Origin of the sequence: Hohaiivirga grylli, from assembly GCF_039655745.1 — a bacterium.
Taxonomy (GTDB): Bacteria; Pseudomonadota; Alphaproteobacteria; order Rhizobiales; family Beijerinckiaceae; genus Hohaiivirga; species Hohaiivirga grylli.
In genome coordinates, this window is record NZ_JBBYXI010000003.1 from 54,500 (window position 1) to 71,285 (window position 16,786).

Annotated in this window: 16 protein-coding genes; 9 read left to right on the plus strand and 7 right to left on the minus strand. The window is 49.0% G+C overall.

What is annotated here, in order from left to right; translation table 11 throughout:
* Positions 1 to 2: 2 nt before the first annotated feature.
* The 4 genes from WJT86_RS08425 to WJT86_RS08440 are packed head-to-tail and all read right to left on the minus strand — an operon-like array spanning position 3 to position 6,767.
* Complete coding sequence (locus WJT86_RS08425; protein ID WP_346337122.1) at positions 3 to 2,075, minus strand: hypothetical protein; 2,073 nt, start codon at positions 2,073 to 2,075, stop codon at positions 3 to 5.
* Complete coding sequence (locus tag WJT86_RS08430) at positions 2,072 to 4,837, minus strand: DUF4159 domain-containing protein (RefSeq protein ID WP_346337123.1); 2,766 nt, start codon at positions 4,835 to 4,837, stop codon at positions 2,072 to 2,074. Before WJT86_RS08430 ends, WJT86_RS08425 begins: the two co-directional genes overlap by 4 nt.
* Positions 4,834 to 5,748, minus strand: a complete 915-nt coding sequence (locus WJT86_RS08435; RefSeq protein WP_346337124.1) for a DUF58 domain-containing protein — start codon at positions 5,746 to 5,748, stop codon at positions 4,834 to 4,836. Before WJT86_RS08435 ends, WJT86_RS08430 begins: the two co-directional genes overlap by 4 nt.
* 5 nt (positions 5,749 to 5,753) lie before the next feature.
* Positions 5,754 to 6,767 (minus strand): AAA family ATPase, encoded by a 1,014-nt coding sequence (locus WJT86_RS08440; RefSeq protein ID WP_346337125.1) that lies wholly within the window; start codon positions 6,765 to 6,767, stop codon positions 5,754 to 5,756.
* Positions 6,768 to 7,029: 262 nt separating this feature from the next.
* On the opposite strand from WJT86_RS08440, the gene WJT86_RS08445 reads away from it, so the two are divergent.
* The 3 genes from WJT86_RS08445 to WJT86_RS08455 are packed head-to-tail and all read left to right on the plus strand — an operon-like array spanning position 7,030 to position 9,082.
* Positions 7,030 to 7,602 carry a CoA pyrophosphatase gene (locus tag WJT86_RS08445; protein ID WP_346337126.1) on the plus strand — a complete coding sequence of 191 codons (573 nt, stop codon included), beginning with the start codon at positions 7,030 to 7,032 and terminating at the stop codon, positions 7,600 to 7,602.
* The gene (locus WJT86_RS08450; protein WP_346337127.1) at positions 7,599 to 7,859 is read left to right on the plus strand and encodes a DUF6111 family protein; all 261 of its coding nucleotides are present in this window, start codon (positions 7,599 to 7,601) and stop codon (positions 7,857 to 7,859) included. Before WJT86_RS08445 ends, WJT86_RS08450 begins: the two co-directional genes overlap by 4 nt.
* The gene (locus WJT86_RS08455; RefSeq protein WP_346337128.1) at positions 7,856 to 9,082 is read left to right on the plus strand and encodes a CCA tRNA nucleotidyltransferase; all 1,227 of its coding nucleotides are present in this window, start codon (positions 7,856 to 7,858) and stop codon (positions 9,080 to 9,082) included. The genes WJT86_RS08450 and WJT86_RS08455 overlap by 4 nt, the downstream gene beginning before the upstream one ends.
* Here WJT86_RS08455 and hemF read toward each other — a convergent pair.
* Together hemF and WJT86_RS08465 are read right to left on the minus strand one after the other, a co-directional pair.
* Complete coding sequence (gene hemF, locus WJT86_RS08460) at positions 9,079 to 9,978, minus strand: oxygen-dependent coproporphyrinogen oxidase (RefSeq protein WP_346337129.1); 900 nt, start codon at positions 9,976 to 9,978, stop codon at positions 9,079 to 9,081. The two genes, WJT86_RS08455 and hemF, sit on opposite strands and share 4 nt — an antisense overlap.
* Entirely contained in the window at positions 9,968 to 10,477 is a 510-nt protein-coding gene (locus tag WJT86_RS08465; protein WP_346337130.1) for a tRNA (cytidine(34)-2'-O)-methyltransferase, read from the minus strand. The genes hemF and WJT86_RS08465 overlap by 11 nt, the downstream gene beginning before the upstream one ends.
* A 306-nt stretch (positions 10,478 to 10,783) precedes the next feature.
* Here WJT86_RS08465 and petA point away from each other — a divergent pair, with 306 nt between their 5' ends.
* From petA to WJT86_RS08495, 6 genes are all read left to right on the plus strand, one after another.
* A complete protein-coding gene (gene petA, locus WJT86_RS08470; protein WP_346337131.1) occupies positions 10,784 to 11,344 on the plus strand; it encodes a ubiquinol-cytochrome c reductase iron-sulfur subunit in 561 nt (186 codons plus the stop codon).
* Positions 11,345 to 11,366: 22 nt separating this feature from the next.
* On the plus strand, positions 11,367 to 12,704 hold the full coding sequence (locus tag WJT86_RS08475) for a cytochrome b (protein WP_346337132.1): 1,338 nt from the start codon (positions 11,367 to 11,369) through the stop codon (positions 12,702 to 12,704).
* Positions 12,705 to 12,725: 21 nt separating this feature from the next.
* The gene (locus WJT86_RS08480) at positions 12,726 to 13,598 is read left to right on the plus strand and encodes a cytochrome c1 (RefSeq protein ID WP_346337133.1); all 873 of its coding nucleotides are present in this window, start codon (positions 12,726 to 12,728) and stop codon (positions 13,596 to 13,598) included.
* Positions 13,579 to 13,986, plus strand: a complete 408-nt coding sequence (locus tag WJT86_RS08485; RefSeq protein ID WP_346337134.1) for a hypothetical protein — start codon at positions 13,579 to 13,581, stop codon at positions 13,984 to 13,986. The genes WJT86_RS08480 and WJT86_RS08485 overlap by 20 nt, the downstream gene beginning before the upstream one ends.
* A gap of 68 nt (positions 13,987 to 14,054) precedes the next feature.
* Positions 14,055 to 15,536 carry a multicopper oxidase family protein gene (locus WJT86_RS08490; protein WP_346337135.1) on the plus strand — a complete coding sequence of 494 codons (1,482 nt, stop codon included), beginning with the start codon at positions 14,055 to 14,057 and terminating at the stop codon, positions 15,534 to 15,536.
* Positions 15,537 to 15,643: 107 nt separating this feature from the next.
* Positions 15,644 to 16,189, plus strand: coding sequence for an adenine phosphoribosyltransferase (locus WJT86_RS08495; protein WP_346337558.1), 546 nt, complete (start codon positions 15,644 to 15,646; stop codon positions 16,187 to 16,189).
* A 170-nt stretch (positions 16,190 to 16,359) separates the two neighbouring features.
* On the opposite strand, the gene WJT86_RS08500 is transcribed toward WJT86_RS08495, so the two are convergent.
* Positions 16,360 to 16,647, minus strand: a complete 288-nt coding sequence (locus WJT86_RS08500) for a putative quinol monooxygenase (RefSeq protein ID WP_346337136.1) — start codon at positions 16,645 to 16,647, stop codon at positions 16,360 to 16,362.
* Positions 16,648 to 16,786: the final 139 nt, after the last annotated feature.

Here is a 16,786-nt window from a genome sequence, read left to right on the forward strand (position 1 = left end):
ACTTATCTTTTCCGTCTGCCTTCAACCAGCCAGGTGAGGACTAACATTCCGGCCAGAACAAGAATGGCCAGAATGCCGGTTGTCGCCGGATATGAACCAATGCCCTTAATGATCCGGCTATTGGTACTGGAGAAGCCAATCCAGTTCGTACCTGAAAATGTTGAGCCGCTATGATTGGCATAGATGGCCGGTATGCCGGAGACATCATCTCCAGAACCTGTGACACGGCGAACAGAACCTTTAGTGCTTTCTGCAAATTTCCGGATCAGTTCCGTATTGCTGAACACGTCAATAAATTCGCGCGGATTATCCGGTCCTATGCTGATAAAGCGCGTTAGTTCTTCTGATCTGATAGTATGAAGGCCAGATTGAGCAGACTGGATGCTGCCAGAAAAGATACCCGCCCGAGCGGCTGGTTTAAGCTCAACTGGTTGTGTTGACCCATCAGGCATCTGGATAGATGTTGCTTCTGGCTCTGCCTTCATTGTTTGGCGCTCAACCAGAATCTGATTTCCGCTTAAGGTTGCGCGAAGAGCTTCTTCTTCAAGCGATGGCTCTTTGACAAGCCAGTGGACGATACGACGCTGTAAGTCATGATATGGGCCACCACCATCATAACCACGTGCCCATAACCAGACCTGATCAGACATCAGCATTGCGATGCGGCCCTGCCCGGATTTATCCAGTACAAGCAGCGGGATATTGGATGGGCCAACCATCAGGGTTTTATCAGGAGCTGCTTCACTACCGATAATCCGGAACCAATTTCCCCATTGTGGTGGGGATGTATCACTTCCCGGTAGCGTTCCGGTGACAGGATGCTTTTTGCCGACTTCTGACAGGGATGGCCTGAAAGGCTGTTCCACTATCTGGCCGGTTGGTCGATTAGGTAACAGGTTTGCAAGGCTGGTTCTGGCAATACTGGTATAATCAACATACTCAGGGCCTGCCTCGATTAGCAGGGCACCACCTGCTGATACATAGCGTGAGATATTGTCAAAATAGAAAGCAGGGATGTAGCCCTGATTGGCATAACGATCGAAGATTACCAGATTAAAGCTGTCAATTTGATTGACGAAAAGGTCATGAATTGGAAACTCAATCAGCGATAACTCGTCAATTGGTGTATTGTTGCCTTTGGTTGCCGGACGCAAAATTGTGAAATGCACCAGCTCAACATCAGGGTCCGATTTCAGAAGATTGCGCCATGTTCGCTCTGCAGGATTAGGCTGACCTGAAACAAGCAGAATACGCAGTTTATCCCGTATGCCTTCAAGATTCAGAATAGCGCGGTTGTTTTGCAAACTGAGCTCATTCGGGAGTGGTGGAACCTCCAGCTCAAAAACATTGCTGCCACTGTGCTCTGGCTTGATCTTGAATGAGAATGGCGTTCCGGTTTTAACGTCGACTTTGCCAAACAATTGACCGTTTTGTGTGATGGCAACAGGGGCAATGCCTGTACCACCTTTCTCTTCAACAATAGCTTTGATTTCAAGTTCTTTGCCAATGATGCCATAACGTGGTGTTGTGAGGAGACGGATCTGTCGATCCATCTCATTGGGCTGGCTTATGATGAGAGCATGAAGCGGGCCGGGAATATCATTCTGTTGGGCTGACTGCGGGATGTCATGAATGACACCATCCGTAATCATTATGGTGCCGGCAATCCGACTTCTTGGAATATCGGCAAGGCCGGATGACAGGGAAGAGAATAACCGCGTGCCACCATCATCCGGTGCGTCAGTGACATCAATGAAACGGACTTCTACGTCCTGCTTTTCGAGCTTCTTCGTGATATCTGCCTTAACAGCATCTGTAATGGCCTGACGATGACCGAGTTTTTGAGAAGCAGTTTTATCGGTGACGACTGCAATGATGCTTTTGACAGGCTCTGCATTCTCCTTCGTGACTGACGGATTGAGTAATGTCAGACAGAGCAGGCCCAGAGACAGGCTCCTCCACAGGCCAGACAGGCCGCGTGTCGCGATCCATAAGACCGAGAGCAGGGCCGAGATGACAAGCAGCCCCCAGAAGACCGGCATGGAAATAAACGGTGCGATTGAGAGGGAGATCATTGCATGTGCTCCCGCTCCATCCGCTCCAGCAGATCTTTTACATGAACCTGATCAGCCTTGTAATTTCCTGTCAGCGTATAGAGCACAATATTAGCACCGGCTCTGAAGGCCATTTCTCTCTGTCGTGGATCGCTACCTGAAACCGGAAATAAAGTCTCATTGCGCTCACCTATCGCCCAAGCAGCTGCAAAGTCATTTCCAGTGACCAGAACAGGAGAAACACCATCACTCGCACGCACTGGAGTGTCATCATTTGCATCCCGTGCTTCTGATGCTTCAGCCCATAAAGGGCTATTGTCGTATCTGCCCGGGAAAGACTTGAGCAGATAGAATGTCTTTGTCAGGACATGATCTGTAGGAACTGGCTCCAGTGCTGGCACGTCAAACTGCGACAGGATATTTCTGAGTGCTGATGTCTCTTCTGTTTGTTGCATCGTGCCAAGACTACGCAGTGCATCCCGGGTATCAAACAGAACGGTGCCGCCATTCTTCATGTAAGCATTGAGATTTTTAATCGCTTTATTGGATAAGGTTTGCTGTGTTGAAGATATGGGCCAGTAGATGAGCGGGTAAAAAGCCAGCTCATCCTTTTCCGGGTCAACGGCTGAAGGTGGAGCTGGTTCAAAGGCTGTGTTGAGACTTAAAAACTGCCCCAGACCAGTCAGTCCGGCTTTGCTTGTCGCATCCAGAGATGGATTATTGGTGATGATATAGGCAAGTCTTGTTTCAAGCGCTGCGGGCTCTCTTTCAGATGTCTGAGCCTTGGGAACTCCCCACATTCCGGTTGCTAAAGATACTGCCAGAAGAGTGGGTAGGCTGTTTTTGAAGAGGCGACGGTTTATCCGTAAGGGTGTTCCACTCATACGGAGCATAAGCAGGGTATCAATCAGGAAAAGCAACAATGCTGCAAGTAAGACTGGTGCCCGTAAATCACGCGTATCACTGCCCCCAATCTGCCGTTGCTCAAACGATGCCGGAATATTTTTGAAGGTATAGAGGTTATCTGTCGGAAGCAGGGTGTTTTGGGCGATTCCGGTTTCTTCCGGGCCATAAAATCCGGGTGGAGATTCAGCAGATGCCCTATTACTATTTGGAATCTTAAGATACGGCGCGGTTGCTCCCGGCTGAACAAAATTACCAGAAGCATCGAGCAATAATCGCGGCGGGAGTGAGGCGCTGTTATTGTCAGAAATGCTCTTGTCTGATGTTTTTGCAAACTGGATTGTTTTACGCAGCATTTCAACAAACAGCCCGCTTAAGGGAAGGTCAGACCATGCAGGTGTTGCTGTCACATGGTAAAGGACAATCATTCCCTTGCCGTTCTTTGCTGCGGTGACAAGCGGGGTGCCATCCTCAAGGGCAGCCCATGTCTGCTCATAAAGTGTAGGTGTTGGCTCGGCCAGAACCTGTCTTTTAATCTTGATGTCATCATTGATCGTCAGGCTTGAAAACGGGCTTTCTTTTGCAAACGCGGCAATCTTTCTTGGTTCACTCCATGAAAGGGCGCCACCAAGATTACGGTCACCGTATCGCAGTTTAACAGGCAGAAGGTCATCGTTTCCGGCAGAGAGCCTGTTCCCTGCGAATCTGATCAACAGACCGCCTTGTGTAATAAAATCCTTCAATTGTCTTGTTGTCTGGCTGTCGAGTTCTCCGATATCAGCCACAACAAGGGCATCAAGCTTCTGCGAAAGAAGCTCATCAATATTCCCGTTATCCCGTATGTCTGCAAAAGGGAGCAGGGCATTTTTAATATAATAGACCGGAGAGAGGAGCGTACGGGCCTGCTCGGCTGATCCCCCTGAAAAGATGCCGATTGTTGGCCGATTATGGCTGCTATCAAGGAGGTAGACAGCGCCTGCTGATTTCTCATTTATGATTGCCAGACGTGAAATCCGGTTTCGGAGATCATTGGGAATATCAAATGTAACAGAAGCTGTGGCTGCATCTTTTGTAAATGTGAAAGGCATATCTGTAATCAGATTACCTCTACCATCGCTGGCAAGAATACGGCCTGTTTCTGGGGCATCTGGTGTGGCACGGATGATGCGTACACTTAAGTTGCTCTCTTTTGTATCGGGAGCCGTTAAGGCAAGCGTCTCTGTTGTGCGTTGCCTGAGCAGAATGAGTGAAGCCGACGGGTTTAATTCTGCAAGCTTTTGCGGAAAATCATCACTCCCATTCAGGGTCAGGTTATCACTGAGCCAGATGACAGTTGCATTCGTATTCTGCGTTAGAAACTCTTTGATGGCCGGAAGCTGTGCAGATCGGTCAATCGCATAGGGAAGTGGCTGAATGGTCTCTAAACTTGCCAGAACTCTGTCTGGATTTTGAAGCTCGATCTCCCTGACCGGGTTGCCAAGGGGAAGTACGGCAAGAAGCCTGTTGCTCTGCAAGGCTTCACGAACCGTTTGCTCTAGTTGAGAGACACGTTCTTCCCAGGCTTTTGCTGAGCTAAAGCCGTTATCAATTAAAATCAGGACTGGGCCATTGCCCGGTGTCGTTTGTGCCGGTTTCCAGACTGGGCCAGCACAAGCCAGAACAAGAAGGCCACAGATCAGCATTCGGATGACCAAAAGCCACCAGGGAGTGCGTGCAGCAACCGGTTGTTTCTCCGGTATTTTTGAAAAAATCCGTAAGGGTGGAAAGGCGATCCGTTGAGGCTCTGGAGGTACTGTCCGCAGCAGGAACCAGATAACAGGTAGGGCCAATAATGCCAGAAGCACAAATGGTGCAGAGAATATCAAGGGGAGAGCGCTCATGGATTATCCCCTGATAAAGAGCCAGAGGTCCCAAAGCGCGTCAGCATGGTCAATGCTGCTTCACTTGCCGGGCGATCCGTATGATGCTCAATCGTCTGCCAATAATAGTTTTGTGCAGTTTGCTCCAAGGCTTTCTTGAAGGCTGCAAGTGCCTCAAGATAGTTCTGTCGCCATACGGCGATATCGCCGACCTGCAAGGATATCTGCTTTTCCTGTTCAAACAGAATGGCCTGTCCTTCGAAGGGGAGCGTCTCTTCAACCGGATCTCTGATGATCAGTAAATGGCCTTTGGCACCCTGGCTCGAGAGGCGTGATAATGTCTTATCCATCTCTTCAACGGGAATAAGAAAATCAGAAACCAGAATAACTTCATTTCTGCGAGGCAGAGGAGCAGACAGAAGATCAGGCGCTTTTCCTTCTTTGCCGGAAAGAACAAAGTTTTCTGCAAATCTATCCATAACCTGACGTGATGCAATCGGAGGTGTTAATCCGATAAGGCCAACCCGCTCGCCTGCTTCAACAAGGCTATGGGCAAGGGCAAGGGTTATTACAATCGCTCTGTCAATTTTTGCTGCCGTTGCCAGATCCGATACGTAAAACATGGAAGGGGAAAGATCGACCCAGAACCAGAATGTTCTTGCCGCTTCCCATTCTCTTTCGCGAACATATAACTTGTGGTCTCGACCGGAACGACGCCAGTCAATCAGGTTTGCGGGTTCTCCAGCTGTAAAAGGCCTGAACTGCCAGAAGTTTTCTCCCGGGCCATTTTTGTGGCGACCATGTACGCCGTGCTGAATTGAAGAGGCCACACGTTTACTATCAGCAATAAGGGCAGGCAGCCGTTCTGCAAGTTCATGGCCCTGCACGACATGATCGCTTGCCTGATGATTGATAAAACGGCCCTTGATCACTGAAATCAGCCCTTAATGCGGGTTATCATTCGCGAAATGAGACTGGAGATTGTTTCACCTTCCACCCGTGCAGAATATGTCAGTGCCATACGGTGTTTGAGGATTGGCTCTGCCAGAGTAATGACGTCATCAACCGATGGTGCAAGACGCCCTTCCATCAGGGCTTTGGCACGGGCCGCAACTGAGAGAGCCTGACTGGCACGCGGGCCCGCACCCCAGGCAAGCAACTTGCCAAATTCGGTGTTCTCTTCGCCCGGACGGGCAAGGTTGACCAGATCAAGGATGACATCAAGAACCTTCTCGCCAACTGGCATGAACCTGACAAGTTTCTGTGCTGCAATCAGGTCTTGTGAGGTGAGAACAGGCTTCAATGATGATATGGATGCGCCTGTCGTTTCAATGAGAATACGACGCTCTGCTTCCCTGTCTGGATAGGTGATATCAATCTGCATCAGAAAGCGGTCAAGCTGTGCTTCCGGGAGGGGATAGGTCCCTTCCTGTTCAATCGGGTTCTGGGTTGCCAGAACATGAAAAGGGTGGGGTAAATCATATCGCTGACCGCTGATGGATACATGATGTTCCTGCATGGACTGAAGCAGGGCTGATTGAGTCCGCGGGCTGGCACGATTGATTTCATCTGCCATCAGCAGTTGGGTAAAGATTGGCCCTTTGACAAATCTGAAAGAGCGGCGGTGATCTGCGTCTTCATCCAGAATTTCGGAGCCAAGGATATCAGCCGGCATCAAATCAGGTGTGAACTGAATGCGGCGATTGTCGAGCCCGAGAACGATGCCGAGGGCCTCAACAAGTTTGGTTTTTGCGAGACCGGGAACGCCAACCAGTAAGCCGTGTCCGCCAGAGATGATCGTGGCCAGTGTCAGATCAAGTACCTTGTCTTGGCCAAAAACCACAGTCTGAAGGGCGGAACGTGCTTCTCCCACCATCTGGATAACACCTTCTGCCGTCTTGGCGATATCTTCATCTGACAGAGCTTCACCTGTTGTTTTTGTGGTAGCCATCAGGGGTTCCTTTGATACCTGTTTAACGGTTGAGGTTGTTGTATTACCACTTTAGGGCAGAGTTATTGTTAAACCATGACTAAAAGTCTGGGGAGTAAAAATTACTTGCCTGCGATTAGGGTTCATCATCACTATATACTATCTTAGTGATGGAATGATTTTTAAAGAGAACCGATAGACCAGAATGTCTGCTTTTTTAAATGATCACAATGCCTTTTTAGATCTGGCAGCAAAGAGACTGCTCAGAGCTGAGCCGTCGGAGGTGGCGGATAATCATGCCCTTATCCGGGGTGATCATACGTTGCAGGTGGCGCATCAGATGCCGTTTGAAGGTTTTGGCAATCCAAAACCTGCTGTTGTTATGGTGCCCATTCTGATGCGTCCTGAACCGACAGTACTTCTGACCGTTCGTGCTTCCTCATTACGGGAGCATTCAGGGCAGATATCTTTTCCGGGCGGGCGGGTTGATGAAACGGACAAGAGCCTCTATGCCGCAGCTTTACGTGAGGCAGATGAAGAGATTGGCCTACCTCAGGATAAGGTGTCTCTTTTGGGCTATCTTGATTTTTATCTGTCCGTTACAAACTATCTTGTTACTCCGGTTGTTGCCAAAGTTGCTCCGGATTTTGTGATGCAGCTGAACCCGGATGAGGTTGACGAGGCCTTTGAGGTTCCGCTTGCCTTTCTGATGAATCCAGAAAAACACGAGTTACATTCACGGATGTTGCGGGGGATGAAACGCTACTATTATGCAATTCCCTATCAGGAGCGTTATATATGGGGTGTGACGGCAGGTATTATTCATAACATGTACGAAAGGCTTTTTACTTCATGACGCGTATTGTGTTTGGTCAGTTGATTTTCTTTTTGCTGCCTTTTGTTGGCTATGCCTGCTACCTTTTTGCGCGCAAGAGAAACCCGGCCAAATGGGATAGCTGGAGTGCGCATATTCCAAAGCTGGCTATTGCCGGTCTGGTGTGTGTGATTATTGCTTTTCTTGTGACCGGTATAACGGCACCGCGTGAAACACGTGTGTGGGTTCCTGCTCATATGGAAAATGGGCAACTTGTGCCAGGACATTATCGCGAATGAGAGAAGCCGGTCTTCCTGCCATAAAGGAGCTTCTTGCTCTTCCTGCTGTTCAGGCTGTCATGACGGTGATGAATGGTGGGGGAGAAGAAACGCGTCTTGTTGGTGGGGCTGTCCGTAATGCGCTGATGGGCGACAAGATTGCTGATATTGATATGGCAACAACGGCTTTACCTGATGTTGTCATGAACCGGGCACGACAGGCAGGCTGGAAGGTTATCCCGACAGGGATTGACCATGGCACTGTAACAGTCGTTGTTGACCACATTCCTTTTGAAATTACGACCCTGCGGGAAGATATTGAAACAGATGGCCGCCATGCCGTTGTGAGATTTGGCCGTAGTTTTGAAGCAGATGCCATACGTCGCGACTTTACGATGAATGCCTTGTCGATGGATATCTCTGGGACCCTGCATGACTATTTTCAGGGTCTGGAGGATATTAAACATCGGCGTGTCCGATTTATCGGTGATGCTCATCAACGTATTCGTGAAGACTATCTCAGGATACTTCGTTTCTTCCGTTTTCATGCCGTGTATGGGCGTGGCGCTCCAGATCCTGAAGGGCTGCTGGCATCTATTTCTGGAAGCCATGGTCTGGCTCAGATATCGGCTGAACGCATTCGGGTTGAGCTGCTGAAGCTTCTGGCGGGAGAGGGGAGCGTCAGCGCCATGGAATATATGGCGGATAGCGGTATTCTGCTGCGTATTCTTGACGGTGTCGTTTTGCTTGCACGCGGGCGCCGTCTTCCCCGACAGGCTGCTTCAATTGAGAAGCTGGCAGCCTATGCCGTCCTTGTTCGCGAGGATGCTGACAGGTTGCGCGAGCTATTACGCCTGTCCAATGATGAACAACGCTTTCTTGATAATTATGCTCTGGTTCTTGAAAGAGTAGAGAGCAGAAGAGATATCTGGGAAGTGGACGATATCCGGCGCATTGTTGTCCAGAAATCTGCGTTGTGTGTGCTTCGTGTTTTTGAAGCACTGAAAGGAGAGCCGGGTCGTTATATTACGCCTGATGCATTGACCCTTCTTGAACGATACGTTTCAGGACAGGAAATTGTTCCGGTTTTTCCTTTACGTGGTGCAGATTTCCTTGAGCACGGCATTCCTAAAGGGCCGGAAGTTGGCCGGTTAATGGAGCGGGCACGTAGTCTTTGGTTTGAGGACGCATGCCCTCAGGGAGAAGGTGTTTCTGAAAATCTGCTGAAACGCGTGCTGAATTAAGGCCAGCGAACGCGCGGCGGCATTGAAGACAGAATAGATTCAATATTGCCGCCGGTCTTCAGGCCAAACAGAGTGCCACGATCCTGTAACAGATTGAATTCTACATAGCGCCCGCGCTGGGTTTCCTGCTCAACTCTTTCTGCTTCTGTCCATTCCTTGCTGATATTGCGACGCATGATTTCCGGATACGCTTCCAGAAATGCGTTGCCAACATCTTTTGTAAAGGCCAGATCCTGTTGTGGGTTTCCGGTCCAGTGACGATCGTAAAAAATGCCACCGGTTCCGCGTGGTTCTTTCCGGTGGTTCAGGTAGAAATATTCATCACACCAGTCATTGAATTTTTCATATGATCCTGCTGGCGCATGCATACTACAGGCTTTGCGCATGGCATCATGGAAAAAGGCACTATCACTTTCTGTCTTATCCCGTTTTGATGCGAGCATCGGGGTCAGGTCAGCTCCTCCACCAAACCATGCTTGTGTTGTTACAATGAAACGGGTGTTCATATGTGCCGTTGGCGCATGTGGATTCCATGGGTGGGCAATGAGTGAAATACCTGCTGCCCAGAAATGGGGATCATGTTCTGCACCATCAATCTGGCTGCGAAAGTCGGGTGCAAGTACGCCATGAACTGTGGAGATATGGACGCCAACTTTCTCAAAAACGCGCCCACGCATCATTGACATCACACCACCGCCACCGGGATTTCCGTCCGCATCAAGGCGTGTCCATGGCTTCCGTTCAAAATGCCCCCCCTCATCCGCCTCTTTAAAAAATGGCCCCTGTGCTTCTGCTTCAAGTTTCTCGAAAGCAGCACAAATATTATCACGCAGGGTCGAGAACCATTCGCTTGCATCTTTCTTTAAAGCTTGAATGGTTGCCGGATCATAAGTCATCAGAGGCCTCGGTATTGGGGATAAGGGCATCCATAGGGAAAGTTGCTGTCTGGCGCAACGCCTCTCCAAGAATTATTGCTGCGCTGACAGCAATATTGAGAGAGCGGGTTTCTTTTCGCATGGGAATGATAATGCGGGCATCTGATGCCGCGTGGACTTCAGACGGAACACCTGCTGATTCACGGCCCATAAGGATGATATCGTTTTTGGAGAAACTGAACTCAGTATGGGGAATGGCACCCTTTGTTGTTGCCAATACAAGCCGATAATCATTTTGCCGGCGCCAGTCCTCAAATGCCTGCCATGAAATATGGCGATGAATATTCGCGCGCTCAAGATAATCCATACCTGAGCGTCTCAGGTTTCTGTCAGACACATCAAAACCGGCAGGCTCAATAATGTCCGCGGCGACATCCAGACAGGCTGCAAGACGCAGAATCGTACCTGTGTTTTGCGGAATATCCGGCTGATAGAGGGCAAGTCGCGGTTTTCTGTTCATTATTTCCTGTGACTCCCGAAAAAAACGATCTAACGCTTTAGGTTAAAAAACTAGGAAAAAATTACTGCTTTTTCAACGTATTAATTGTTTTTACTAGATAATAGGTCTTATTATTGAGTTATCACAATTCCAAACTGCTATGGACAGATTAACTTCGGCGTGTCAAAGAGCACCCAGTGCGCGACGACCCGTCGCAGGTAGATGGTTTGTCGCGCGTCCATGCTTCTATGGAAGCTGGGTGTGTACAGGGGCGTAAGGCCTCCTGTGCAAGGGTCCTGTTAAATTTCTTACTACAGGGAGAGCCAAGTGGCAGATACAGTGAAAAACGCTGAACCCACACGGCGCGATTTTCTTTTCATCGCAACTGGTACCGCTGCAGCTATTGGTACGGCCTGTACAGTCTGGCCGTTTATTTCATCTTTGGCTCCTGACGCTAATACCATTGCTTTGGGCGCGCCGGTGGAAGTTGACCTAGCTCCTATTGCGGAAGGCCAGATCGTAAAAGTTTTCTGGCGTGATACGCTGATCTTCATTCGTCACCGCACGAAGGAAGAAATTGAGGCTGCGGAGAATGTTGATGTTGCAACATTGATTGATCCTCAACCTGATGACCAGCGTGTGAAAAAAGGTCATGAACAATGGCTCATCGTCTTTGGCAACTGCACCCATCTGGGTTGCGTTCCAAATGGTCATGAAGGTCCTTACAAGGGCTGGCATTGCCCATGTCACGGTTCGGTGTTTGATACATCCGGTCGTGTTCGTGTTGGCCCAGCGCCAAGTAACCTGCCGGTTCCGGAATACAAGTTCATGTCAGATACGCAGATTGTAATCGGCGTTGCTGATGAAGCTCCGGCTCCTGCGGCCTGATCAAAGAAATAGGTTGAAACTCATGAGCCACGATTTCTTTCCTTCATATACGCCGAAAAGCAAGCTGGCCAAGTGGTTTGAAAGCCGCCTGCCGCTGCTTGGCTTTATGCATTCTGCCGGTGTTTCTTTCCCGGTGCCGCGTAACCTGAACTACTGGTGGACCAGTGGTGTTATTCTTTGCTTTATGCTGGTGTCACAGATCGTGACCGGCATATTTTTGGCAATGTTCTACACACCGCATGTTGATCTCGCCTTCAGCTCGGTTGAACATATTTTACGTGATGTGAGCTATGGCTGGCTTATTCAGCCGCTGCATGCTGTTGGCGCATCCATGTTCTTCCTTGCCGTATACGTACATATTTTCCGTGGTCTCTACTATGGATCCTATAAGGCTCCCCGTGAGATTCTCTGGATTCTGGGCGTTATTCTGTATCTTCTGATGATGGCAACGGCCTTTCTTGGTTATGTGCTGCCATGGGGACAGATGAGCCTTTGGGGCGCAACGGTTATTACGAACTTCTTCTCGGCTATCCCGGGCGTTGGTAAAACGGTTGTATCCTATCTGTGGGGTGGTTATGCGGTTGGTAATCCAACGCTGAACCGCTTCTTCTCATTGCACTTCCTGCTGCCGTTCATGATCTGTGGTGTTGTTATCCTCCACGTCTGGGCGCTGCATGTACCAGGTAATAACAACCCTGATGGTGTCGAGATCAAGACAAAGAAGGATGCACTTCCATTCCATCCTTACTACACAACGAAGGACTTCTTCGCTGTATTTGTCTTCCTGATCCTCTTCGCATGGTTCACTTTCTATATGCCGCGTTATCTCGGTCACGCTGACAACTTCATTGCAGCAGACCGGAGTGTGACGCCTGCACATATTGTGCCTGAATGGTACTTCCTGCCATTCTACGCAATCCTGCGTGCTGTGACATTCCAGATTCCGCTTGGCTTCTATACGATTGACTCGAAGCTTGGTGGCGTTATTGCGATGTTCGGTGCCATTGTCGTACTGGCCTTCCTGCCATGGCTGAACAACTCGAAAGTGCGCTCGACGAAGTATCGTCCGCTTTATAAGCCATTCTTCTGGCTGTTTTTCCTGACATGCATCATCCTTGGCTGGCTTGGTTCCAAGCCAACAGATGGTGATTGGATGATTGGAAGCTGGCATATCGTGAATTACACAACTGCATCGCAGATATTCACTCTTCTCTATTTTGCTCATTTCGCGCTTCTGCCGATCATTGGCAAAATCGAGAAAACAAAGCCGCTGCCAGATTCAATTTTTGAGGCTGTCCTCAAAAAGAATGGCTCTGCTAAACCTGCGGGTTCGGCAGAACTCCCTAACAAGACTGCTTAAGTGAAGCGTGAGGATAGAACTATGACAAAGAAAAATCTTCTTGTCGCCGGTGCGCTTCTCGCAACACTTGGCGCAGCTCTTATCGGAGGTACTTCAGCAAAAGCTGCTGAGGGTGCACCTATTCCTCCTGCTCAGGAGTGGAGCTTCTCCGGTGCGTTTGGTACTTTCGACCGTGCACAGTTGCAACGTGGCTTCAAGGTTTACCGTGAAGTCTGCTCTGCCTGCCATGGGTTGAAGTATCTGTCTTTCCGCAATCTGGCACAGCCAGGTGGTCCTGAGTTCTCAGAAGAGCAGGTTAAGGCGCTTGCTGCTGAATATCAGGTCACCAATGCAACGCCGAATGATGAAGGTGAAATATTCCAGCGTCCGGGTCGTCCGGCTGACCGTTTCCCATCACCATTTGCCAACGATGCTCAGGCTGCTTACGCCAACGGTGGTAAGGCTCCGCCTGATCTGTCCCTGATGGGTAAGGCACGTACTTATGAGCGTGGGTTCCCGCTGTTCATTATTGATATGTTCAGCCAGTATCAGGAGCAGGCACCGGATTATATCCATGCCATCATGACGGGTTATGTTGAGCATCCACCAGAAGGATTTTCTGGCGTTGCTTACAACAAGTATTTCTTAAATAACGCAATCGCCATGGTGCAGCCGCTTCATGACGGACAGGTCGAATATCCGAAGAATGCGGATGGTCGTGCTGTTGTTCCGGAAACGATTGACCAGTACGGCAAGGATGTTGCGGCATTCCTTGTATGGGCTGCTGACCCGCATATGGAAGCCCGTAAGCGTCTTGGTATGCAGGCTATTCTGTTCCTCATTGTGATGTCCGGCCTGATGTACTTCACCAAGAAGAAAATCTGGAAACGTGCACATGCTGAAGAGCATGCCTGATAAAAGAATAGTGTCCCGCAGAGCTTCAGGTTCTGCGGGGCTTATCCGGTTAAAAACAATATTCGTTTTGTTGGCGCTTCTGATGTGGTTTGTGCAACCCATTGCTGCGCCTTTTTTATCTTCTGCTCAGGCTGCTCATCATCCGCATGATATTTCGCTTATGCACAATGAGCAGATACAGAACTGCTGCTCAGAAACCGAACAGTCTCAGCATGCAATGCCTGCTTCCTGCATGCAGCAGTGTCTAAGCCATTGCAGTGTTGCCCTGCCAAGCCTTCAGGCAGATGTTGTATTAATGGAAGCAGATGTCTTGTTCTCTGACATGAAGCGCGACCTGCATTCTGTTGCTGTTTCGCCTGCTGTTCCTCCACCCCGAAACTTTTCCTGAAAACAAACTGCCCGGCATCTTGTCAGGCAGGAATATTTATTATTTTCGAACAGGAAAAGAGAACTATCATGAATAGACGCAAGTTTTTGCAGGGAAGCCTGCTGGGTGTTTCTGCCATGGCAATGACATCCCCGCTTTCAGTTTTTGCCCAATCAAAACAACAGAAAACTTTGAAGGCCATACATCGAACGATTGAGGTCAATGGTAAGGCGGCCAAGGTTTTTGGCCTTGTCGATGATGCAGGTAAGCATGGTCTTGTTTTTGAACAGGGCCAATCGTTTGATGTGCTTTTCAAGAACGAACTATCAGAGCCAACAATCATTCACTGGCATGGATTAACACCCCCATGGGAAAGTGATGGAGTTGCTGATGCTCCATTGCCAATGGTTGCTCCGGGGGCTGATCGCTCTTTCGATTTTGCCATCCATAATACCGGTACCCATTGGATGCATGCGCATACCCTGCAGGAGCAGAACCTGTTGGCTGCTCCCCTGATTGTTCGCTCTAAAGAAGATATGAAGCGTGATGAGCAGGAAGTGGTTATTCTGCTCCATGATTTTTCATTCACGCCGGCTGAAGAGCTGCTTGCCAATCTTCGCAAGGACGGTGGTCATGCCATGAGCCATGGCTCAGGTCATGATATGGGCGGCCATAATATGCCGATGAAGCATGATATGGGAGGCCATCAGGGACATGGTGCGCCAGCGGTTCAGCATGATGGAGCTGCCAGCGGGCATGACATGATGACCATGGATATCAATGATATCGAGTATGATGCCTATCTGGCCAATGACAGAACCTTGGATGATCCTGAAGTTGTTCAGGTTGAAGATGGGGGCCAGGTTCGTCTGCGTATTATCAATGGTGCTTCAGGAACCGGGTTCACAGTTGATCTTGGGGAACTGACAGGGCAGCTTATTGCCGTTGATGGTGAGGAACTTGTAAACGAAATCTCGGGAACACGTTTCCCGCTTGCCATGGGGCAGCGCGCCGATATCCGTGTGCAGCTGCCAAAGGGTAAAAAGGCTTTCCCTATCCTTGCGCTGCGGGAAGGGGCTGTACAACGAACGGGTATTTTCCTTCAGCCCAAAGGTGCTGCCATCAGCAAGCTTGTGACAGACGCTGATATTGCTGGGCCTGTTCTTGATCTGATGCTTGAAGAGCAGTTGCGGGGTAAAAGGGTCGTTCCTGAAAAGTTCACGACTCTAATAGCTGATGTTGATCTGAATGGAACAATGGATGGCTATACATGGACGATGGACATGAAAAGGCCAATTGTTGTGCAGATGGGAGACCGTATTGAAATTACAATGCGAAACTTGAGCATGATGGCCCATCCCATGCATTTGCATGGTCACCATTTTCAGGTTGTTGCGATTGATGGAAAACGGCTGTCAGGCGCTTGGCGTGATACAGTGAATATTCCACCAAATCGGTCGGTGACTATTTCCGTTGATGCTAAGAATCCGGGGACATGGGCTTTCCATTGCCATCACCTCTACCACATGGTGACGGGGATGATGGACACCTTTAGCTATAGAAAGGCATGAACAAACATGACGGGAGCACTGCTCCCGTCTTCCATCCTGCTTTTTTCTACGTTAAGTCTTAATAGAGAAGAGGGGTGACCTCTGTATCTATGGAAGAGAGACGATCAATGGGTGGCGAAAATAGTCAGCTTTCAAGCTATCTGAAAAGTATGATCAGAAGCCTGCCTGATCACCCGATTCCGGGTGTGACCTTCCGTGATATTACGACATTGATGGATGACCCAACCGGCTTCGCGCGGGTAATTGATGGTATGGCTGAGCCCTTCCTTGAGCAGGGCATTACAAAAGTTGCAGCCATTGAAGCGCGTGGTTTCATGGTTGGTGGTGCACTTGCCTATCGTCTTGGTACGGGGTTTGTCCCTGTCCGTAAGAAGGGTAAGTTGCCCTATAAAACTGTCAGTATGTCTTATGAACTCGAGTACGGGACAGATGAGCTTGAGATCCATGTTGATGCGGCTCAGGCAGGTGATCGTATTCTCCTGGTTGACGATCTGATCGCGACAGGTGGCACGGCTGTAGCTGCCATTCAATTATTCAGAAGTGTTGGTGCGGAGATTATTGCCAGCAGCTTTATTATTGATCTGGTTGATCTTGGCGGTGCTGAGAAGGTTCGTGCTGCAGGCGTCGACGTTTATACATTACTGCAATACTGATTTTAGACCAATAAAAGGAAAGCCCGCCTTACGATGAGAGATGCGGCGGACTCATCGTAAGACGGGCTTCTTTAGTTGGAGGTCTCGTTAAGAATCGACTTAACTTGAAAATATTTGTACTTGTTTTGTTCTATTTTGTCAAGGTGATTTAGTGATAGGTTGCTATCCTCCTAGGCAAAGGCATCTATAAGGGTGATGATGCAATCTTGTCTTTGGTAGGCATTGATCATGGGAACAAGACGTTTGAAGTGCCCGGTATTACAGTGTGCGTCCAGGGCAGCTTTGTCAGGCCATTCTTCAATGAAAACAAAGTGACCAGGATCTTTCTGGTCAATAAATAACTCATACGAGATGCAGAGTTCTTCCTGCCGGGTTTTTTCAACCAGCTCGCGATATAACGGTAAAACGATTTCTATGGCTTCTGGTTTGATGAAGTCTTGAGCAATGACTTTTAGCATAGGATTTTTTCCTGATTAATGAGATGTGAAATTCTATTTTTCACAGAATAATATGGAGTTATTTATCTATCCGTGAAGAATTGTAACGTTTTTTGTTTCTGTCTCAAAATGTAAAACTATTTTACGAATTGATCTAAAC